The sequence below is a fragment of the Providencia sp. PROV210 genome (genome assembly GCF_028479445.1).
GTDB lineage: Bacteria > Pseudomonadota > Gammaproteobacteria > Enterobacterales > Enterobacteriaceae > Providencia > Providencia rustigianii.
In genome coordinates this window covers 57,232-79,502 of sequence record NZ_JAMPNQ010000003.1, presented here as the reverse complement: position 1 = coordinate 79,502, position 22,271 = coordinate 57,232, and the positions used below count along the sequence as shown (strand labels likewise).

18 protein-coding genes are annotated in these 22,271 nt (G+C 42.5%); 1 reads left to right on the top strand and 17 read right to left on the bottom strand.

Going from position 1 to position 22,271, the window contains the following annotated elements; genetic code table 11:
* Positions 1 to 34: 34 nt before the first annotated feature.
* The 17 genes from ispG to trmJ all read right to left on the bottom strand — a co-directional run bounded on the left by ispG (position 35) and on the right by trmJ (position 21,315).
* Positions 35 to 1,156, bottom strand: a complete 1,122-nt coding sequence (gene ispG / locus PR761_RS00910; RefSeq protein WP_006814686.1) for a flavodoxin-dependent (E)-4-hydroxy-3-methylbut-2-enyl-diphosphate synthase — start codon at positions 1,154 to 1,156, stop codon at positions 35 to 37.
* A 160-nt stretch (positions 1,157 to 1,316) separates the two neighbouring features.
* Positions 1,317 to 2,291 carry a cytoskeleton protein RodZ gene (rodZ, locus tag PR761_RS00905; RefSeq protein ID WP_126461058.1) on the bottom strand — a complete coding sequence of 325 codons (975 nt, stop codon included), beginning with the start codon at positions 2,289 to 2,291 and terminating at the stop codon, positions 1,317 to 1,319.
* Positions 2,292 to 2,490: 199 nt separating this feature from the next.
* On the bottom strand, positions 2,491 to 3,672 hold the full coding sequence (locus tag PR761_RS00900) for a bifunctional tRNA (adenosine(37)-C2)-methyltransferase TrmG/ribosomal RNA large subunit methyltransferase RlmN (RefSeq protein WP_006814688.1): 1,182 nt from the start codon (positions 3,670 to 3,672) through the stop codon (positions 2,491 to 2,493).
* Positions 3,673 to 3,829: 157 nt separating this feature from the next.
* Entirely contained in the window at positions 3,830 to 4,255 is a 426-nt protein-coding gene (gene ndk / locus PR761_RS00895) for a nucleoside-diphosphate kinase (protein WP_006814689.1), read from the bottom strand.
* Between the two features lie 290 nt (positions 4,256 to 4,545).
* Positions 4,546 to 6,867 carry a peptidoglycan glycosyltransferase PbpC gene (gene pbpC / locus PR761_RS00890; protein WP_126437118.1) on the bottom strand — a complete coding sequence of 774 codons (2,322 nt, stop codon included), beginning with the start codon at positions 6,865 to 6,867 and terminating at the stop codon, positions 4,546 to 4,548.
* Between the two features lie 118 nt (positions 6,868 to 6,985).
* Positions 6,986 to 12,028 (bottom strand): alpha-2-macroglobulin family protein, encoded by a 5,043-nt coding sequence (locus PR761_RS00885; RefSeq protein ID WP_154610576.1) that lies wholly within the window; start codon positions 12,026 to 12,028, stop codon positions 6,986 to 6,988.
* Positions 12,029 to 12,253: 225 nt separating this feature from the next.
* Entirely contained in the window at positions 12,254 to 12,706 is a 453-nt protein-coding gene (locus tag PR761_RS00880) for an enhanced serine sensitivity protein SseB C-terminal domain-containing protein (protein ID WP_006814693.1), read from the bottom strand.
* Between the two features lie 134 nt (positions 12,707 to 12,840).
* Positions 12,841 to 14,136, bottom strand: a complete 1,296-nt coding sequence (gene pepB / locus PR761_RS00875; protein WP_039855048.1) for an aminopeptidase PepB — start codon at positions 14,134 to 14,136, stop codon at positions 12,841 to 12,843.
* A gap of 252 nt (positions 14,137 to 14,388) precedes the next feature.
* Entirely contained in the window at positions 14,389 to 14,589 is a 201-nt protein-coding gene (gene iscX, locus PR761_RS00870) for a Fe-S cluster assembly protein IscX (RefSeq protein WP_006814696.1), read from the bottom strand.
* Between the two features lie 262 nt (positions 14,590 to 14,851).
* Complete coding sequence (fdx, locus tag PR761_RS00865; RefSeq protein ID WP_006814697.1) at positions 14,852 to 15,187, bottom strand: ISC system 2Fe-2S type ferredoxin; 336 nt, start codon at positions 15,185 to 15,187, stop codon at positions 14,852 to 14,854.
* 2 nt (positions 15,188 to 15,189) lie between these two features.
* Positions 15,190 to 17,040: a Fe-S protein assembly chaperone HscA gene (gene hscA, locus PR761_RS00860; RefSeq protein WP_154610577.1), complete on the bottom strand. Its 1,851-nt coding sequence runs from the start codon at positions 17,038 to 17,040 to the stop codon at positions 15,190 to 15,192.
* A 12-nt stretch (positions 17,041 to 17,052) separates the two neighbouring features.
* A complete protein-coding gene (hscB, locus tag PR761_RS00855) occupies positions 17,053 to 17,574 on the bottom strand; it encodes a co-chaperone HscB (RefSeq protein WP_006814699.1) in 522 nt (173 codons plus the stop codon).
* A gap of 111 nt (positions 17,575 to 17,685) precedes the next feature.
* On the bottom strand, positions 17,686 to 18,009 hold the full coding sequence (iscA, locus tag PR761_RS00850) for an iron-sulfur cluster assembly protein IscA (protein WP_039855390.1): 324 nt from the start codon (positions 18,007 to 18,009) through the stop codon (positions 17,686 to 17,688).
* A 206-nt stretch (positions 18,010 to 18,215) separates the two neighbouring features.
* Entirely contained in the window at positions 18,216 to 18,602 is a 387-nt protein-coding gene (gene iscU / locus PR761_RS00845; RefSeq protein ID WP_006814701.1) for a Fe-S cluster assembly scaffold IscU, read from the bottom strand.
* Between the two features lie 24 nt (positions 18,603 to 18,626).
* Positions 18,627 to 19,841, bottom strand: coding sequence for an IscS subfamily cysteine desulfurase (locus PR761_RS00840; protein WP_006814702.1), 1,215 nt, complete (start codon positions 19,839 to 19,841; stop codon positions 18,627 to 18,629).
* A gap of 128 nt (positions 19,842 to 19,969) precedes the next feature.
* A complete protein-coding gene (iscR, locus tag PR761_RS00835; RefSeq protein ID WP_006814703.1) occupies positions 19,970 to 20,467 on the bottom strand; it encodes a Fe-S cluster assembly transcriptional regulator IscR in 498 nt (165 codons plus the stop codon).
* 116 nt (positions 20,468 to 20,583) lie between these two features.
* Positions 20,584 to 21,315: a tRNA (cytosine(32)/uridine(32)-2'-O)-methyltransferase TrmJ gene (gene trmJ, locus PR761_RS00830; RefSeq protein WP_006814704.1), complete on the bottom strand. Its 732-nt coding sequence runs from the start codon at positions 21,313 to 21,315 to the stop codon at positions 20,584 to 20,586.
* A 125-nt stretch (positions 21,316 to 21,440) separates the two neighbouring features.
* On the opposite strand from trmJ, the gene suhB reads away from it, so the two are divergent.
* Positions 21,441 to 22,244, top strand: coding sequence for an inositol-1-monophosphatase (gene suhB, locus PR761_RS00825; protein WP_126437122.1), 804 nt, complete (start codon positions 21,441 to 21,443; stop codon positions 22,242 to 22,244).
* The last annotated feature ends 27 nt before the right edge of the window (positions 22,245 to 22,271 follow it).

Sequence of the window (22,271 nt, the reverse complement as noted above, 5' to 3'; positions counted from 1 at the left end):
TAAAAACTGACTCTAATGAGCCAGTTTCTAATCATTATTTTTCTAATTGATTAATTTCTATCCGCATGCTTTCATCCATCATCGCCGCTTTAGCACGAATCTTCGCTTCTAACTGATCGATAATTTTATCATTATCAAAGCGTTCTTTTTGGCGAATGCCATCTTCGTAGAACCCACTTTTAGTTTTTGCACCCGCCACACCTAAAGTAGACACTTCCGCTTCTCCGGGACCATTCACTACACAGCCAATAATAGAGACATCCATTGGCGTAATGATATCTTCCAGTCGTTGTTCTAGCGCATTGACAGTGCCGATAACATCGAACTCTTGGCGTGAGCATGTTGGGCAAGCGATAAAATTGATTCCACGCGAACGAATACGTAATGATTTTAGAATATCAAAACCGACTTTGACTTCTTCAACAGGGTCTGCTGCCAATGAAATACGTAACGTATCACCGATACCTTCGGATAGCAGCATACCTAAGCCAATCGCAGATTTCACGGAGCCCGCACGTGCGCCCCCCGCTTCAGTGATACCTAAATGCAACGGTTGGTCAATTTTTTGAGCCAATAAACGGTAAGAACCTACCGCAAGGAAAACATCAGATGCTTTTACACTGACTTTAAATTGATCAAAGTTCAATCTATCGAGAATATCAACATGGCGCATAGCAGATTCAACTAATGCTTCAGGCGTAGGTTCACCATATTTTTCTTGGATATCTTTTTCCAATGAGCCGCCATTAACCCCAATACGAATAGGAATGTTGTAATGACGAGCGCAATCAACCACTTGGCGGATACGCTCTTCACTACCGATATTACCTGGGTTAATACGCAGGCAATCCACACCATATTCCGCAACTTTCAGGGCTATTCGATAGTCAAAATGGATATCGGCCACTAAGGGAACATCGACTTTTTGTTTGATTAATTTAAAGGCTTCTGCCGCATCCATTGTGGGCACTGATACACGCACAATATCCACGCCTACTCGCTCCAATGCTTTTATTTGGCGAACAGTCGCATCGACATCAGTGGTGCGTGTATTAGTCATTGATTGGACAGCAATTGGTGCGCCATCTCCAACGGGGACATTACCTACATAGATACGAGTGGATTTACGTCTTTTGATTGGTGATTCGTTATGCATTTTAGTTTAATTCTCCGGACATCCATGTGCTCTTTAATACCATGGCATAGTGTATGGTTATTGCTTCTTACGCATCCCACTATACACAAGAAAACAAACTACAAACTATCACAAAGAGTGTTTTAGGATATAGTTTGCTTCTTCTAATTTGCAGTGTCTTTTACGCTTCTGGCAATGTGAATTTTGCTGATCTTTTCGCTTTGATAAAACGACTTAAATCAACATCCTTGCCTTGGAATTGTACTGCCACATTTGCTGGCGCGCCGATATTCAAGCGGTAAGGCTGAGAGCCATCAAGTTCTAATTTGTCGCCGCCATTTTTCATGCCGCTGAATAACACTTTATTATTTGCATCACGAATTTCCAACCAACATTGGCCAGAGAAATTCAAGACCAAACCAGTTGTATTCGCCGCTGGCATATCTGTGGATTCAGTGCTTGCATTTGCTTGCGCTCTATCCACTGATGATGCAGTCTGTGGTGCATTTGGCAGTGGAATTGTTCTCACGGCTTGAGCATCTGCATTACCAGCAATTGGGGTCTCTTGATTGTCAGATAAAACAGGCAACTCGCCAGTTACTGAGGATGTTTGTACCGCACCATTCTCAGTTGCAAGTGGTGCAATCGTTGCGGGATTAGTCGGAGCTACAGGCTGACTACTATTATCCTGCTGCGATAAAATTAAATCGTTTTCCGTTGCCATGGTGATAAAATCTTTTTTCTGAGCATTATGATCTTGCCACCACCAAATACCCACCATAGCAATCAAAATAATCACGATCAGCCAAGTGATTTTCATCAACCAGCCTTCACGTTTTTTGCGTTTTTTACCTAGAGAATAGCTTTGCATCGGGGAAACATTGGAAACTTGAGCAGGCGCATCGGTTTTTAAAAATACGCTAATTTCACTTTCTGGGAGACCAACCATTCGAGCATAAAGACGTATATAGCCACGTAAGAATGTTGGCTCAACACCAGCTGGATGAATATCTTGCTCTATTTCCTTTACCGTACTCACTTTAAGGCACAGTCGCTCAGCAACCATTTCCTGCGTCAATCCCTTACGTTCACGGGCTTGCGATAATACTTGTCCTACAGTGATAGAGGTTTGTTCGGTATTATTTTCGATAGTCATTAGCTAGCAACACTATTTCCAAGTTAAAAAAATATAAAGCTGACTTCGCGCCACTTTATCCGTCAGAGTAACTCATAGTTTCTAAACAACAATATAGATTCCTTGTCACTTTAAACATTGTAGGCGAACCAGGGCATTTTGCCTAACATAAAACACCCTGAATCATAACCTAACTCACTGCTTAAATATTATCTATATATCAGACTGCTTTAACTTGGATTGGTTCCCCTGCTAAGCGTTTTTTCAAGGTCCGTTTCGTCCTATCAATAACATCGCCAGCAAGCTGTCCACACGCCGCATCAATATCATCACCACGCGTTTTACGAACTATCGTAGTAAAGCCATACTCCATCAACACTTTAGAGAAGCGGTCAATCCGACTATTTGAGCTGCGGCCATAAGGTGCTCCCGGGAACGGGTTCCATGGGATCAAATTAATTTTACTTGGCGTATTTTTCAAGCATTCAGCTAACTGATGCGCTTGCTCGACACTGTCATTAATATGATCAAGCATCACATACTCGACGGTTACACGCCCAGCATTTGCATTGGATTTAGTTAAATATCGATTCACACTATTTAAAAATGTTTCGATATTATATTTTTTATTGATAGGTACGATTTCATCACGCACATCGTCCGTTGGCGCATGCAGTGAAATAGCTAATGCCACATCAATCATATCGCCCAGTTTATCCAGTGCCGGAACTACGCCGGATGTGGAGATCGTCACGCGGCGTTTTGACAAACCGAAACCAAAATCATCCAACATGATTTCCATCGCGGGAACCACATTGTTCAAGTTGAGTAACGGCTCTCCCATTCCCATCATCACCACGTTGGTAATTGGGCGGCGGCCTGTCGATTTTAATGATCCAATAATTTTAGCGGCACGCCATACTTGCCCAATAATTTCAGATACGCGTAAGTTACGGTTGAAACCTTGTTGAGCCGTTGAGCAGAATTTACACTCAAGCGCACAGCCGACTTGGGAAGAAACACATAATGTTGCGCGATCAGCTTCAGGGATATATACCGTTTCAACCAGTTGGTCACCGACTTTGATGGCCCACTTAATCGTACCATCGGATGAACGTTGTTCATCAGCCACTTCAGGAGCGCGGATTTCAGCCACTTCTTTCAATTTAGTACGTAATACTTTGTTGATATCGGTCATTTGATCGAAATCATCGTAACAATAGTGGTAAATCCACTTCATCACTTGGTCTGCACGGAACGGTTTTTCACCTAATTCAGCAAAAAATTCGCGCATTTGCTTACGATTTAAATCCAGCAAGTTGATTTTCTGGGTATTTTTTTCTGGGGTAATCGATACAGCAGAAGATGTTGCACACTGTGCATTGGTAGTCATATCAGACATTGAGTTTGCCTCGTTGTTACACTTTCGGCAGTGCAAAAAGCACGACGTAAATATTCGGTTGCTATAAAAAAAATAACCCTGTTAACCATAATTATTAACAGGGTGACATATTGTACAAACTTTATATCAATAATGCTAACGCATTATTGAGCACGCCTTAGCGTGGGCAAATTTCGTCAGCAGTGAAGAAATAAGCAATTTCACGTGCAGCAGATTCTTCTGAGTCAGAACCATGCGTTGCGTTTTCAGTGAAGCTGTCAGCATAGTCAGCACGTAACGTACCCGCTAATGCGTTGTCAGGGTTAGTTGCACCCATCAGATCACGGTGACGTTGAATTGCGTTTTCGCCTTCTAATACTTGTAACATGATTGGACCAGAAGTCATGAATTCAACCAGACCATCAAAGAAAGGACGACCTTTATGTTCAGCGTAGAAGCCTTCCGCTTGTTCACGAGTCAGATGCATCATTTTAGCTGCAACGATTGAGAAGCCTGCGTTTTCAAAACGGTTGTAAATTGCACCAATTACGTTTTTCTTAACTGCGTTTGGTTTGATGATAGAAAATGTACGTTGAACAGCCATAAATAACCTCTTAGCGATTGACTTGACTTTGACTCTTTATTCTCTGCTTTTTTACTCTCATTTCGCAAACTGTTTATAGCTTGTCAGGTAAAAGGTGCATATTAAGAACCAAGAATATGTGTCTGTTGTAGTTTTTTATATTGTTTCTATTCCTGATACTAAGGAAGCAGAAAAACAAGGCGTTGATTATAGGGGCTCAGATTACAATTTCCTACAGCCATATCAACATTTTGTTAATCTTTTTATAGCAAAAAATGTCATTTTTTTAATTAAGTCACGGTTTTGTTCTATTACTTCACCCTAAAGTTGATGGCCGTTACCTGTCCACTCAGATCTAAGACAGATATTTGGTAGTTTCCACTTTTTTCCAAGGTCAACAAAATTGAACCATTTTGTTCAGTATTGTTCACTTGCTCACCATTTAAAAACCACCATTTTTGCCCTTGTCCCCCTTGAGTCATCAAGCGTAGGTCTAAACTAATTTTCCCTGGCAAGCGTTGTAATACTTCGCCGTCTCGGATCCCTGAAATTAATAATGGGGGCATTTCAAGGTTTAGTGGTGGGCACGCTTTATCCGGTTTAGGTAACCGACTGGCACGTTTTTCACTTGCTGGTAACCAAGATTCCACCGTAATTGGCCATAAATAAATCTCTTTTTCTTGCGCATTTGGGCAATCTGCCGCAACTTGTAAGCCTTGCTCGTTCACCCACACTTTATGCCGTAGTCCTAATGATGACTCTTGATCTCTGGCCATTAAGGTTGGTGGGATTGTGCTGTCTAAAATCCAGCTTAGACGGCGCTGGCGACAGTTACTATCATCCTTCAGTAACGCCGTACCTCCCGGCCAACAAATGACGGCTTGGCTAACACTGGCAGGTTTTGCATCTTTTGGTAATGGTTCATGGGACTGATAAATCCTCGTCAATAGCATATTATTAACTTGGTTCATAATTGGGATTGCTGTTGCGAATCCGAGTTGCCCCGCCACTGGTGTAGCATCTGGGCGTCCAACCCACACACCGATGGTGTAGCGTGGATTTACCCCTATAGCCCACGCATCACGGTAGCCATAGCTGGTTCCTGTTTTCCACGCCAAATTCAATTGCCCTGATAAGTTCGCATCAGGAACCGGGCGTGCTTCCCCTGCCATGATCCTCCGTACGATCCATGCAGCTCCCGGTGACATTAACGTCCTGTTTCTTACCTGATCTGTCGTGTGAAAGCGTAATGGTGAAACCTGCCCTTGTCGTGCAAATGCACTGTATGCAGAAACAAGGTCTTCCATTCGAGCTGCCGTACCGCCAAGGATCAGCGATAAATTAGGTTCCCCCCCAACCGGGAATCGTAATTCAGTACCGACATTACGCAGCTGTGCAGTAAAGCGCTTACTGCCATACACATCCAGTAATTGCACTACGGGTAAATTTAATGAACGAACTAAGGCATCACTGACACTGACTGGTCCATTAAAACCGCTGTCGAAGTTACCAGGGCGATAATCATTAAATCGCCGAGGAACATCCTGTAATAATGACTCGGCATGAATCAGTCCATCATCCATCGCTAAGGCATACAAAAAAGGTTTTAATGTGGAACCGGGCGAACGCCATGCATTGATCATATCGACGTGCCCAAACCGGCTATCATCTTGAAAATCAATGGAGCCAATATAGGCTTTGACGCTCATATCCGTATGATCCACCACTAGCAGACCGAGGGATGTCTGTTTGGGTAGCTGGTTTTTCCAGTTCATTGCCATCTCTTCAAGCTGCCTTTGCATACTTGCATCAATGGTTGTTTCCACAATAGACTCTTGAGAACCTTTAATTACACGGCGAGCAAGCAACGGTGCTAAATGAGGATTTTTCCGTGGTGCTAACCAAATTTGCTCTTGTTTAACTTCCACCACTTTTTCTGGAGTCCAGACCTTAAACTCTGCCAATCTATCTAAAACTTTATCTCGCGCCGCTTGAGCACGCTCTGGATATCTGTCCGGTCTCAAACGACTTGGCGCTTGGGGTAATACGGCAAATAATGCCGCTTCACTCGCCGTTAATTTGTCTGGTGCTTTATTAAGATATACCCAACTTGCCGCACCAATTCCCTCAATCGTTCCACCGTAAGGCGCTCGGTTAAGGTACATTTCAAGGATTTCATCCTTTGAATAATGGTATTCCAACTGAGCTGTGCGCCACAGCTGCTTGAGTTTGCCCCCAAAAGTACGCTCGTGAGGATCGATCAACCTTGCTACCTGCATGGAAATGGTACTGCCACCAGAGACAATACGCCCAGAGCTGGCTAATTGCCCTGCCGCACGCATTAATGAAAAAGGATTAACTCCCGGATGCTGATAGAAATGGCGATCTTCATAGGTTAATAAAGCATCAATAAAATCAGGTGAAACCTCATCCAATTTGACAGGAAAGCGCCAAATCCCTTCTTTATCTGCAAATCGCCACAATGGGGTGCCATCTGCTGCCACAACCGTGCGCGCCATCTCAATTTGCTTAATCGGCAATGGCCAAATTTTATCCGCAGCTATAAAGGCGACAGGTAAGACTACGACTAGGAAAACCAGTATCCACCCTGTGCGACGTAACCATTTCTTCATTTGTAAACATACCGCTAGTTATTATTGATTTTATAATGCTAAAAAAAGAGGGAAAACAAACTGCTTCCCTCTTTTTATTCACTCATTAAGCCATTATTTCCATGGCTTAATTTCTTGATTAGCGAACAATTTCCAATTGACCATCCGCATAACCCGTTGCACGCCACTCAGGGACATACATGGATTCCACTTGAGGTACAGGGTTGTTATAAACCCCCGGCGTCACTGCTCGAGCCAAATAAACCAGCGTTGTTGGACGATATTGCTGAACTTCTACTGCTGCCACGAAGCGGTCATCACGGTATTCCATATGACGAACTTGCGACTGCTGCATGTCATTAATCATCTCTTGCAGATTTGGCGCAGACTCACTGAGATTCGCACTACTATTCGCTAAGTTCTGATTTTCCAACTCTAGACCAGCAGGCAGTAAATCAACCACCAGCGCATCTGGCACTGTCTGTGATGCATTAACTTCCAGTTTGACCACCACCATTTCACCCGTTCTTAATCTATCTAATGAAACACGGTTACCTTTCATATCATAGTAACTACGCTTAATATCTAAGACGTTCGAAGAGGGTTTTGGTGAACGTAATGGGTAACCCACAACGTTCAAGCGTGTGTACAGCGTATTGGTTCCGCTGTTTTCAACGCTATATCCATTTTGCAATTGGTCTTTTGATAAAAACTCACTCACAGGTTTATCCGAAACAACCGGCGGCTGTTGGCCATTGACTAACGCTTTCCACGGTGTTTCTGTCTCGTTTATATAATAACGACCCGCCAAGTATAGTGAGTTACTCTCTTGCGTTGAAAAATAACCTTTTGACGTCAAATTATTAGACAGCGTTTGTAACTTCTGATCACGGGATTTTGGCATCAGCTTATATTCATTAAGTAATGCAACAATCATTGCATCATCACGGATGGCTGAACCGTAATCACCAATATAATTATAGCGAGTACGTTGTTTTTTCAATCCATCGATAATTGCGCTTTCACCTCGGGCTTTATCTCCCATCAGGTTTAAAGCGATACCCAATTGAACTAACGCTAAGCCACTCGTCGCTCTATCTGCATGACCATAAATTTGGCGCAAAGCACCCAGAGGAGCTTTTTGTTGGCTCGCCAACACTAACCCTGCGTAAGATTGAGTTGCAAAGCGAGAAGCTTCTTGATTATCGGTGTATGGATAGTTCACTAAATTGCCATCTTGTAGGTAACTTAATAAACGCGCATTGGCATTATTCAGTGCATCTTGCGGTACTGTGAAGCCACGCTGGTTAGCTTTATTCAAGAAATCTGCTGCATAGGCTGTTAGCCAGTATTCTTCACTGCCATTTTTATCCCATAGTGAGAAACTACCATCATCACGCTGCATACCCAGTAAATGCGGGATCCCTACCTCAATAGCTTTATGGCGCTCGGCATCGGTTTGCGTTTTGATACCTAGCTGATTCAGCTCTGCTTGAGTCGAGAATAACGATGGATATAACCCACTCACCGTTTGCTCAAGACAACCATATGGATAGGCAAATAGTTCACGGATATAACGGGCAATTTGCAGAGGAGGACGGCTCGTTAATAGTACTTGCCCTTCTAAGGTATCTGCCTGTAGGTAAGCAAAATCATTGGTTGGTAGTGACCACACTTCGCCCGGTTCAATCGCTGTCGCAAAAGAAACAGTTTCCGCTGGCTGTGCAGGTCTAACCCCCACTTTCCAACTATTTTTGTACTCTTTTTCCGCTTCTCCGGCGATTTTCACGCCATTGACCGTCATTGAGACTTCACCTTCGCCAAAACCATAGTCCGCGCTAACAGGTAAGGTCAGTGTGGTACGCTTGCCTTTCGTCAGTTCAACTTCACGGCTAGAAACACCGTCCAGTTTCACCATTCCTGACGCTTTGAATGATACCGTCACATTTTGGGTGCTATCGGTCATGTTAGTGAGGTCAAGCGCAAAATAGGACTTATCGCCACCCGCCATAAAACGTGGCATCGACATTTGGGTTACTAATGGTGCAGCGACAGTTACTTTACTGTCTGCATGTCCAAAGTCTTTTTGGTTCCATGCTTGCGCCATTAAACGTAGCTCTCCGTTAAAATCAGGGATAGCCAGTGTAATTTCACCTTCACCATTTTCATCAAGAGTGACTGGAGCCGCTTGTTCAGCGATAATTTTCACTTCAGTTAATGGTTTCTTACCACCGCGTTCAAGAGCAGCATCTTCACCATCACCGCCAAAACGTAAGTTCGCCAGCTTACCTTGACCTTCAATAAGGTGACCATAAACATCGTATTGATCAACGCTATAGCGCTTACGACCAAAGAAAGCATCGTATGGATCTGGGGTTTTAAAATCCGTGATATTCAGAACGCCAGTATCCACTGCGGATAGTAATACATTCACTTTTTCAGGTAATGGCTTACCATCTTGTGCAGTTGCTTTGATCTTCACTTTGAGATCTTGATTTGGACGCATTTTCGTCGGTGAATTTAGCGCTAATGAAATCTTACGATTCTCGTCTGCTAGCGGTAAATGCAGTACACCAACCGCACGTTTAACCGTAGCTTCTTTCGAATCATCACCCGGACGCACCACCACCGCGGAGATATACAAGTCATGGCGAGCCCACTCTTTATTGACTGGGACTTCAACGTCTAAGCCGCTAGCGGGTACATCAATTTCCTCCCACCACAGCGGTCCATTACTGGATTCAAGCAAGATATAACCCTTACCTGCTTTTGGTGATTCGATACGTACTTTGGCTTTTTCACCTGGTAAATAAGCGGGTTTATTTAAGCTTAATTTCACTTGGTCAGGACGAACAGAACCACTGCCTCCAGTATTGTCTTGCCATGAATAGCCAGCCCAGAATTGAAGGCTACTCACCAACTGATTTTCTGGATTAATCACTTCTAAACGGAAAGAGCCCCAATCAACAGGGAATGATAGCTTCGCCGTGCCATCTTTTTCGATGGTAATGTTTTCATTTGCCATCACCAGATCTTTCTGATCATAGTTAGAACCCCAACCACCACTTTCTGACCAGCTCCAGTAATAATCTCTACGTTCATACACTAAACGTACCGTCAAATTTTGCGCTGCCAATTTATTACCTGCGGCATCAGCCATGACGATTTCAAATTCAGCAAGTGAATTTTCATCAACGTTATATCGTTGGGCATAACGGTCTGTTCGGTAATCGTAAATTTCTTTCTTCGCAAACAGAGGGCGAATTCCCACTAACTCATTTGCTGGCCAAATAGCTTGTTCAGCGCGACGAGTTACAGGGCGACCACCCGCCTCTAGCAAGCTGGCTTGTAACACAGCAGTAATTGGTGAACGGGTCGACTCCCAGTTACTTTGTGGCAATGAAATTACGGTTTCGCCGCCATCATCCAGCGTTAAGTCAAATTCATCCAGTTTACGCGGTAGCCCTTCTTCATTCATGGCTCCAAACTCAAAGCCCGGCAGTTTTGCAACGGCTTCACGGTTAGCCTTCAGTAGCACCTGACCTTGTAATTCATTGTTTGCTGCAGGCGCGCCATACAAATAGCGACCTTTAATATCAAATTCAACAGATTCAGAATTCAATACTGGTTTATCATTGCCAGTAATATCTAATGCCATACGTTCTGGCATAAAATCTTCAACATTAAATTTGTAATAACGCTGTGGAGAACCATCCCCTAAATCGAAACGTAATGACCAACCACCTGTTTCTGCATTTTTAGGAATTTCAAATTGATACTGATACAGACCATCTTGTTTATCATCACCTTGCCATACAAAGCTTCTGAAGACCTGACCATCTGTTTTTAAAATATCCACTTTCACTGGCTGAGATTTTACTGGGTTACCATTGCCATCACGTAGCAAACCATTTACCAACAGTAATTCCCCTGGGCGATACAGGTCACGAGGTCCGAATACAAATAATTGTTTCGCAAAGCCCGAAGGTCCTGAAATATCAAATTCAGAAAGGTCTAGTGCAGGCTGAGTCAGGTCGATCATGCTGGTTTGCCCTTCATGGGTTGCCAACAATAATTTACCTCCTGCCAATTTTTCTAATTGTGCATGACCATCACCATCGGTCGTACCCTTGGTCACTAATTGACCTTTTTCATCCAGAATACGTAGTTCAACGCCTTTGATTACTGAACCTTTCGCTAAAGATTGCGTAAACACATCAACGCGATCTTGATAGCTATGCAGGGATACCCCAATATCACTCAGCGTGAATACTGTCGCAGGGAATTGATAACTGTAGCTACCCGCTTTTTGCATAATGGCTAAATAGACACCATCTTGCTGTAATTCTTTGATATCTTTTAATGGTAGCAGGATAGATTGACGGGTATTTTTATCAGGATTAAGGTCGAAACGTCCTGTATACGCTAGCTCAACTTTGTCGAGAAACTCTTCTGAATACCAATATTCGTAATTACTGCGGTATTGCCACATCGCTAAAAATTGCGGTAGCTGCTTTTCATCAACTCGGAAAAAGTTAACATCAACTTTATCGACGTTTAACGCAATAACAGGCAAGCCTTGAGCCACCTTACTTGGCAATAAAGAACCTTTACTTGCAAAGCCTACGGTAGGAATAATTTGTGCGGTTTGGAGCTTTTTCTCAAAATTGCTCAACAGGGTACGTTCGTTAACTGCTTTAACTCCAGGTGTAACAGAAAGGTTTAACTCTTTTGATGGCGGCAGATGACGGAAACGTAATTCCATTTGGTTATCAGACAGTTCCCAGTCCCCATCTAATTTACCCGCTTTAACATCTACAAGATTTAGATATTGACCGAAGTTTTGGTTAGGTTGTAATGGTACAGAAAAAGTGACAACCATTGCACTGGCACCGTCTAATTGCAGCTCGGATGCGTCAAGGATCTCAAGATCTTTACCTGCATACTTTTTAACCATCTCTTCATTCGATAGTTTTGGTGCGGATTTTTTTTGCTCTGCAACTGGCGCGGTTTTAGTCGTATTTTCTGTTGTCACAGGCGCCGAAACTGCACTCTCTTTTTTGGCTGCATCTTCGCTATTATCACAGCCTGCTAGCGCAATAACGGATGCTAATGCTAATGCGAGATAACGTTTTTTGGTTTTTAGACCCGCCAATGAACTCCAACTTGATTGTTGTTTCATTACCGCCCCATCCTCTATTGAGTTAAATTTATTATGTATGTTAGGCTCAAATACGTTTTTTGAACCCTAAAAATTAGATATGACTGAAATGTGTGTAATCAACAGTCATTAATTCAAGCGTGATTGTTCATATAATTTAACAGAATGTAACGGGAAGACATATCAGACAAAACGTAAAAATAAAGGCTGAACAGAGTCAGCCTTTATTTTTGTGAAGAAAGAGGTTTACGTATTAACAATAGGAATAGTATCACGTAAAAAACTACCTAATCGGCGCTGATAGAAAGGCGCTACATGTTTGGTGATGAAATGACTAATACCCGTTTCTTCATCATTCACAATACAAAAATCAATGGATTCATCATCATCAATATACTCACAAGCAATGCTACCAGCTTGATGAATGATCTCATCAATATTTTCAGTACCCGACACAAATTCCAATGCAATCATTAAAATGTCGTCATACTGTTTTTTTTCAATTTCCTGAACGGACACAATAAACCCACGGCGAATCACTTTATGCTGCTTAAAAAACTCACTCAAAGCAGCCGTTAATTCTTTAGGTTCTTGCTCTAGAACGCTTAACTTTAGCGAGGAGCCTTCCGGAATAGTCAGTTCCGTAAATTGAATATCGGATTGTGTATTTGTTGCTTGATTATTTGATTGTTGCGACATTGAGCATCCTCTGCAACGTGAAAATATGCACTCTATTTTCAATAAGCCTAAAAACAAAAAATCAATTTATACGCATAAATTAGTTGAGTGCAGGAAGCGAATAAATGCTTCACTGCAACTCATTATATCGCGAATTATTTTGCTTTTTTGAGAAGTAGGTTCGCTAATGTTCTCACGCCAATTCCAGTTGCGCCTTCGGCCCATAAACTTACAGGTGATTTACGGTAAGTTGCGGAGCAGTCAATATGCACCCAATTTTGACGATAGTTTTCAACAAAATGAGATAAAAATGCAGCGGCGGTACTTGCTCCCGCTGTATGCGATGGCGCAGCAATATTATTCAGATCTGCAAAACCTGATGGTAATTGTTGGCGATGGAATTCTGCTAACGGTAAACGCCAAAATAATTCAAACTCTTCATCAGAAGAGGACATAAGCTCAGAAACCAGCTTATCGTCAAAACTCAACACTGAGTGGTAATCGTTGCCTACTGCCGTTTTAGCTGCACCCGTTAATGTTGCAGCATCGATAATCAAGGTCGGTTTTTCTTTACTTGCATCAATCAGACCGTCAGCCAGAACTAAACGCCCCTCCGCATCCGTATTCATGATTTCAACAGATTTACCATTACGGTAGCGAATAATATCCCCTAATTTAAAGGCATTACCGCTCACCATGTTATCTGCGATGCACAGGATTAATTTCACACGCTTGTTTAAACCACGCGTGATCGCTAAAGCTAAAGAGCCAACCAGTGTTGCTGCTCCGCCCATATCGGCTTTCATTGAGTTCATTGATGCCGATGGCTTAATACTATAGCCCCCTGAATCAAAAGTGATGCCTTTACCCACTAAACAGGCAAATACTGGCGTTTTATCATTACTACCGGGGTTGTAATCCAATGCTAACAAAACTGGTGGGCGATTAGAGCCACGACCAACAGCATGGATACCTGTGTAGCCTTGTTCTAATAAGTCATCGCCTTTCACAATACGGTAGCTAATATCGTGTGCGCCAACTTTGCACAGTAAATCGATAGAACGTTGAGCTAGCTGCTCTGGACCTAACTCTTCAGCAGGCGCATTAATAATATCGCGAACCCAATCGATCGTATTGATTCGTTGTTCTAATTCTTTACGGTCGGCTTCAGCTAATACTGGCCATTCAATAGTTCTTGCACCTTTAGGTGCACGAAAACCTTGCCAAAATGCCCAACTTTTTTCTAGATCCCAGCCTTCGCCAATTAATGCAACATTACGAATGCCTTGACCATCCAGTTTACGACCTGCACTTTGCACCGCACAAAGCTTGCCGGGGTGCTTAAGATGGATAGTCATGCCTTTATCACTTGAACTTAACAAGGCGCCTTCACCCCAGCATGGTGCTGCGGGTTCGCAAGTAATCATTACTGGCATAATTTGTTTTGTCATCGTATCTCTCACTTTATCCACTGTGCTTATTGTCGCGAAACGTTAAATTTAACGCATCATTTTTCGCCACAAAATAATGTTTCTTCGTCAACTATACCCTAAAAATAGCAATAATATTGGGTTAACTTTCTATCAGATTGATAGGCGTACTTTAGAATATTTTACTCCGTGATAATAAAAATCACAGGTAGACAGACATAAAAAAACCGGATGCTATCTGTTATAGCTATCCGGTTATTTATCAGTGATTGCTTACTCGAACTCATCCAACCACACTAACAAAATTGCTTCTAAGATTTTTTCGTTTGATTTTTGTGGGTCATCTTCAAAATCTTCTAAGTCACAAATCCATTGGTGCATATCGGTGAAACGCACTGTTTTTGGATCAATATCCGGGTAAGCATCATACAACGCTTCACCAATTTCACGGCTGTTTGTCCATTTTAAGCTCATATTTTTTCCAAATTCTACAAAGTCAGTTTTTTGGATTATACCGCTCTAAATAGTTCATATTGTAGCTAGGCGGCAAAAGAGTTAATCCCTAGGAGCATACAAAAGTATGTGATTAGGGTTAACGAATGCAGCCAACAACGCTACGGCGAGAACTATGACGAGCAAAGCGGCAAAAAGAGTTAATCCCTAGGTGCATACAAAAGTATGTGACTAGGGTTAGCGAATGCAGCCAACAACGCTACGGCGCAAAATATAACGAGCATCAGTGTTCGCGAGCGTGGTTAATCGTATACTTCGGAATATCGACAACGAGGTCTTCATCCGCAACCAGTGCCTGGCAGCTTAAGCGGCTTTCTGGTTCTAAGCCCCATGCTTTATCTAGCATGTCGTCTTCAAGTTCGCTGCTCTCTTCCAATGAATCGAATCCTTCACGGACGATACAATGACATGTGGTACATGCACAGGATTTTTCACAGGCATGGTCAATTTCGATTCCATTGCGCAATGCTACGTCTAAAATTGATTCGCCCTCTTGTGCGTCAACAACCGCACCTTCCGGACATAAAGAACTATGAGGTAAAAAAACTATTTTAGGCATAATTATATCTCATCCACAGAATGGCCTGACAACGCTTGGCGGATGGAAGCATCCATTCGACGAGCAGCAAACTCCTGTGATTTTTTATCCAGTTGTTTAATTGCATTTTCAATTACGGTAGGGTCAGTTCCCTCTACCGCTTGGATTAACTCATTGACCGCATTATCAATTTCTGACTCTTCTTTCGGTGTCAGTAAATGTGCATCTTGCTCTAATGCGCTCGTTAAACTTTCAAGCACTCTTGCTGCTTCAACTTTTTGCTCCGCTAAGCGGCGCGCATTTAGATCATCCTGCGCGTTAGCCATTGAATCTTTAATCATGGTTGAAATTTCAGTGTCAGTTAAACCATAAGATGGCTTAACTTGAATCGAAGCCGCGACACCAGTGGATTTTTCCATCGCACTTACACTAAGCAAGCCGTCAGCATCCACTTGGAATGTGACTCGAATATGTGCGCCGCCAGCAGCCATTGGTGGAATATCACGTAACGTAAATCGAGCTAATGAGCGGCAATCTGCGACCATTTCACGCTCACCTTGGACAACATGAACACTCATCGCCGTTTGCCCATCTTTAAACGTGGTAAATTCTTGAGCTCGAGCGACAGGGATTGTCGTGTTACGTGGAATAACTTTTTCCACTAAACCGCCCATGGTTTCTAACCCTAATGACAAAGGAATCACATCTAATAGCAACATATCGCTATCAGGTTTATTTCCCACTAAAATATCGGCTTGAATAGCTGCACCGATCGCAACGACTTTATCAGGATCAATGGACGTTAATGGTGTACGCCCAAAAAACTCACCCACTTTTTTTCTGACTAATGGTACTCGTGTTGAACCACCGACCATGACTACATTAAGAACTTCACTCGCCTCAACGCCAGCATCTTTTAACGCTCGGCGACACGCCATTAAAGTACGTTTAATATGAGTTTCAATCAGAGATTCAAATGTTTCACGGTTTATTTCGCCCTGCCAATTTGGCAAGGTGATAGTGACAGATTCAGCATCACTTAACGCCACTTTAGTTTCTGTCGCAATGTTCAACAGCTGGCGAGTTAAACGGTGATTACCTTGAACGGAAAGACCGGCCTGTGCCGCAATCCATTCAGCGAGAACTTGGTCGAAATCATCACCACCCAGTGCAGTATCACCACCGGTGGCTAAAACTTCAAACACACCACGAGTTAGACGTAAAATAGATACGTCAAAAGTTCCGCCGCCAAGGTCATAAACCGCGATAACCCCTTCTTGTCCAGAATCTAAACCATAGGCAATTGCAGCAGCGGTAGGTTCGTTTAATAAACGTAGTACATGCAATCCTGCCAAACGAGCAGCATCTTTAGTACCTTGACGCTGTGCATCATCGAAATAAGCTGGCACAGTGATCACGACACCGTCCATTTCACCACCCAGCGTTTGTTCTGCCCTTTTGGCTAAGGTTTTCAAAATGTCAGAAGAAACTTGAATAGGATCTACTTGCCCAGCTGCAGTTTGGATAAACGGCAAACCATTTTCGCTGGCTGTAAGTTGGTAAGGTAATTCAGGGTAACGTTTCTGGATATCAGCTAATGAGCGTCCCATCATACGTTTCACTGAAATAATGGTATTAACAGGATCTTGCTCTGAAAGTTGTTTTGCTTCCCATCCAACGATTCGGCTATCCGCTTGGTAATTAACAATTGACGGTAACAAGTCACGACCTTGGTCATCAGGTAACGTCGCCGCCTCACCACTGCGTACTGTCGCAATCAAAGAGTGAGTTGTCCCCAGATCGATCCCTGCTGCTAATTTGCGCTGGTGTGGCGCCGCAGTCATGCCAGGTTCGCTAATTTGTAATAAAGACATAGTGGTTTTCTCTTAAAAGTCGTCTAGTAACCGTTCTTCGAGTTGCTCAGCCTGTTGCTGTAACTTATCGAGAAAACGCAATTTGCGTACGGTATCTGCGGCTTGTTCCCACTGCATACCATCAAGCTGAGTGACCATTAAAGCGCTACGTATCTGTTGCATTTGTTTGACTTTTTTCATGAACTCAGACAGTTGTTCAAGCGCTTGCGAGCTATTTTCAATACCATCTAATTCTTCACGCAGCTCTAATTGCTCCATCAAAAATGCAGTATCGTGCATGGTATGCTGTTCGTTATTAATGTCAAAACCATGCAGTAAAAGCATATACTCCGCACGTTTTAGCGGATGACGAAGAGATTGATATGCCGCATTGATAGTTGCAGCATGTTGGAGGGCTTGCATTTTTTCCTGTTCGGAACAGGTTGCAAAGCGATCTGGATGATACTGTCGCTGTAGTTCTTGAAAGCGATGCGTGAGTTGCTCACTGTCAATCGCATAGTTTGGGGTTAGCCCAAAAAGAGTAAAATAATCCATAAGTGCTCAGTTTCTCGAACCGGGTACCAATGTAGCTAACTTAACTAAATATCATGTTGCCATTAGTATCATGCTAGTTACATTGGTCAAAGTCATGTTCATTTGAAGACATTATACGTGAAAACTTTCACCGCATCCGCATTCACTGTTAACATTAGGGTTATTAAATTTAAACCCTTCGTTTAAGCCTTCTTTAACAAAATCCAGCTCAGTGCCGTCTAAATAAACCATACTTTTGCCATCAATGATGACCTTAACACCCTTATCTTCGAAAACTGTGTCTTCTTCATTGATAACATCAGCGAATTCAAGCACGTATGCCATTCCTGAGCAACCTGAAGTTCTTACACCTAAACGCAAACCTTCGCCTTTACCACGATTTTTCAAGAAAGCTTGAATTCGTTGCGCTGCACTTTCTGTAAGAGAAATAGACATTGCAAACCTCACTTTAGAAACAAACAAGGCAGATGCTATCAAAATATTAGCATCCGCCTTCAAATCATCGGTACAACTCATCATACTTAAAGTTGCATAATAAATACATCTTTAATTAATTTTGAGTTTACTTATCAGTCACAGGGCTGTGGATTTTTATTGTTGATATATAACGAGTGCAGCCCAAATTTACTGATAATTATGTTTTATTTGCTTTGGCGTTTGCTTTTGTAATCAGCAATTGCAGCTTTAATCGCATCTTCAGCCAGAATTGAACAGTGAATTTTCACTGGTGGCAATTCAAGTTCTTCAGCAATGGCTGTATTTTTGATTGCTTCTGCTTCGTCTAAGCTTTTACCTTTCATCCACTCAGTTACCAGTGAACTTGAAGCAATAGCAGAGCCACAACCGTATGTTTTAAAGCGCGCATCTTCGATAATGCCGTCATCATTGACTTTGATCTGCAATTTCATGACGTCACCACAAGCAGGCGCTCCTACCATACCGCTACCCACACTTGGATCATTGTTATCAAATGAACCGACATTGCGTGGATTTTCATAATGATCGATAACTTTTTCGCTGTAAGCCATTCTTAAACTCCTTAAACTGTCTGATTAATGGTGAGACCATTCGATGCTATTAATATCTACGCCTGCTTTAAACATATCCCATAAAGGAGACAGCTCGCGTAAATGGCCGATCGCACCATGAATCTGTTTGATTGCATAGTCAATTTCTTCTTCTGTGGTAAAACGACCCAAAGAGAAACGAATTGAACTGTGAGCCAGTTCATCACTCATTCCTAAAGCACGTAGCACATAAGAAGGTTCTAAGCTTGCAGAAGTACAAGCTGAGCCTGAAGAGACCGCTAAATCTTTTAAGGACATCATTAAGGATTCACCTTCAACATAGTTGAAGCTGACGTTAAGAATGTGCGGCGCACCATTTTCTAAATCACCGTTAAGGTAAACTTCTTCGATATCTTTAATACCATTCCATAAACGCAGGCGTAATCCACGCAGACGTTCAGATTCTTGCGCCATCTCTTCTTTTGCAATGCGGTAAGCTTCACCCATACCTACAATTTGGTGTACAGGTAAAGTGCCTGAACGCATACCACGCTCATGACCACCACCATGTTGCTGAGCTTCCAAACGAATACGAGGTTTACGACGAACATACAATGCGCCGATACCCATAGGTCCGTATAGTTTATGAGCAGAGAAAGACATTAGGTCAACTTTTAGCGTTGACAGGTCGATAGGTAATTTACCGACGCTTTGAGTTGCATCAACATGGAATACGATGCCACGGCTACGGCATAATTCGCCAATCGTCGCGATATCTTGAACGATACCAATTTCGTTATTCACATGCATGATAGAGACTAAAATTGTATCTTCGCGCATTGCCGCTTCTAATACTTTCAGATCAATTAAGCCATTGCTTTGAGGCGCTAAGTACGTTACTTCAAAGCCTTCACGCTCTAATTGACGACAAGTATCCAGAACTGCTTTATGTTCTGTTTTACACGTAATGATATGCTTACCTTTTTTCTGATAGAACTGGGCAGCACCTTTGATAGCTAAGTTATCAGATTCTGTTGCACCTGATGTAAATACGATTTCACGAGGATCCGCATTAACTAATTCAGCGATTTGATTACGAGCAATATCAACCGCCTCTTCAGCTTGCCAGCCAAAACGGTGTGAACGGGATGCTGGGTTACCAAAATTCCCATCCATTGTTAGACATTGCATCATTTTTTCAGCAACGCGAGGGTCAACTGGCGTAGTCGCTGAATAATCTAGATAAATCGGTAATTTCATTGCTCACATACTCCAAAGGACAAGACAGCTTTGCCTTTAATTTTTTAAAGATACCCAAGGCAGGATTAGCTATTTTTGCCACGCCCTTACCATTTGAGTATCGACTGCAATTTATAATCTATTTTATATTAGGCACGTACATTGATAATGGATTCTGGAGCAATACCGTTTGGCATTGTCTTACGCTTTTCATTATCTTGCCTATCCGCAACATCAAGCACTTCTTGATTTTTGACTAATTCATCAAGGCTGATACTGCTCAGGAAACTGGTAATTCTATCACTTAAATCGCGCCATAATGCGTGTGTTAAGCAACGATCGCCATTTTGGCAACCTTCTTTATTACCCTGACAACGGGTAGCATCTACGGATTCATCAACCGCAGCAATTACTTCAGCAACAAAGATTTGATCAGAGCCTCGACCCAACAAATAACCACCACCAGGGCCGCGGACACTGGAAACTAATTCGTTTTTCCGTAAACGAGAAAAGAGTTGCTCAAGATAAGAGAGGGAGATTCCCTGACGTTCAGAAATGTCAGCTAAAGGTACAGGACCTGTCTGAGAGTGTAACGCGACATCTAACATCGCAGTTACTGCGTAACGCCCTTTGGAAGTGAGTCTCATAACATAAATACTCCATGGTAAAATATGCAATAATTGTGACATACCTGAGTAATTTGGTCAACTATTTACCTGACTAATTTACTCAAGTATTATTTTACCTTACCACGGATTCAACCTCACTTTTTCGCCCATTTTTCCATTGATGTCAAAATGCCACGAAGAATGTGCAACTCTTGGGTTTCAACGTGTGCGCGAGTGAATAAACGTCTCAATTTATTCATAATTAACCCTGGATGCGCTTTTCGGATGAAACCTGACTCATTTAATACAGTTTCTAGATGAACATAAAAACGTTCTAAATCTTCAGCCGGTGGGTATTCTACCTCATCAACCGCGGATTTTTGCGTATTTTTTTCATTGATCGCTAAATAGGCCATACGAATTTCGTAACTAACTAATTGTACTGCCATTGCTAGATTTAATGAGCCATATTCAGGGTTCGTGGGGATATAAAGATGATAGTTACATTTTTGTAACTCTTCATTGGTTAATCCTACCCGCTCACGACCAAAAATAATCGCTACAGGTGACTCATTGGATTGCTGAACGGATTTGACACCACATTCACGGGGTTCAACCATCGGCCAAGGTAATGTACGCGAACGCGCGCTGGTACCAATCACGAGCTTACAGCCTTCAAGCGCTTCATCCAAGGATGTCACGATTTTTGCATTGCCAATCACATCACTGGCACCCGCAGATAATGCGATAGCATGGGAGTCTGGCTCTACCAGTGGGTTGACTAAATAGAGATTTGAAAGCCCCATGGTTTTCATAGCGCGAGCGGTGGAGCCCATATTACCAGTGTGGGAAGTTTCAACGAGAACGATACGGATATTATCTAACATGATTTATACGATGTAATGAAAAATTTATCGCAGTAGCTTAACACAAAATTGCTTATTGTGACGATCATCTATATAATTCGGCTCTCTTGTTTTTCGTTCTTTAAAAATTCCAGTGGAAAAAACCCATGCATCCGATGCTTAACATCGCCATACGTGCCGCACGTAAGGCTGGTAATCACATAGCTAAAAACTATGAAACTCCTCAAAATGTTGTCGTGACCCAAAAAGGTTCTAACGATTTTGTCACCAATGTTGACCGTGAAGCTGAACAACTCATTATTGAGATTATCCGTAAATCGTATCCTGACCATACCATCATCACAGAAGAAGGTGGTGAACTGTTAGGTAAAGATGATGATATTCAATGGGTAATCGATCCACTGGATGGCACCACTAACTTCACAAAACGTCTCCCTCATTTCGCTGTTTCTATTGCTGTACGCATCAAAGGCCGTACAGAAGTTGCTGCTGTCTACGATCCTATGCGTAATGAATTGTTTACTGCTGTACGTGGCCAAGGCTCACAGCTTAACGGTTACCGTTTACGGATTGCTGAAAAACGTGATCTTGAAGGCGCAATTGTTGCCACTGGTTTCCCATTCAAACATAAACAACATGCAACTCCATACATGAATGTCATGAGCAAAATGTTTGAACAGTGCGCAGATTTCCGTCGTTCAGGTTCTGCAGCTTTAGATTTATGCTATGTCGCAGCAGGCCGCGTTGATGCTTACTTTGAAATTGGCTTAAAACCATGGGATTTCTTAGGTGGCGAACTGATCATGCGTGAAGCTGGCGGTATCATGACTGACTTTATCGGCGGTCATAACTACTTAGCATCAGGTAATCTAGTTGCAGGCAGCCCTCGAGTTGTTAGAGACATTCTGACTGTCATGAAAGATGAATTATCTGAAGCGTTAAAACGCTAATTGATAATAACCAACAAGGGCGCAGAG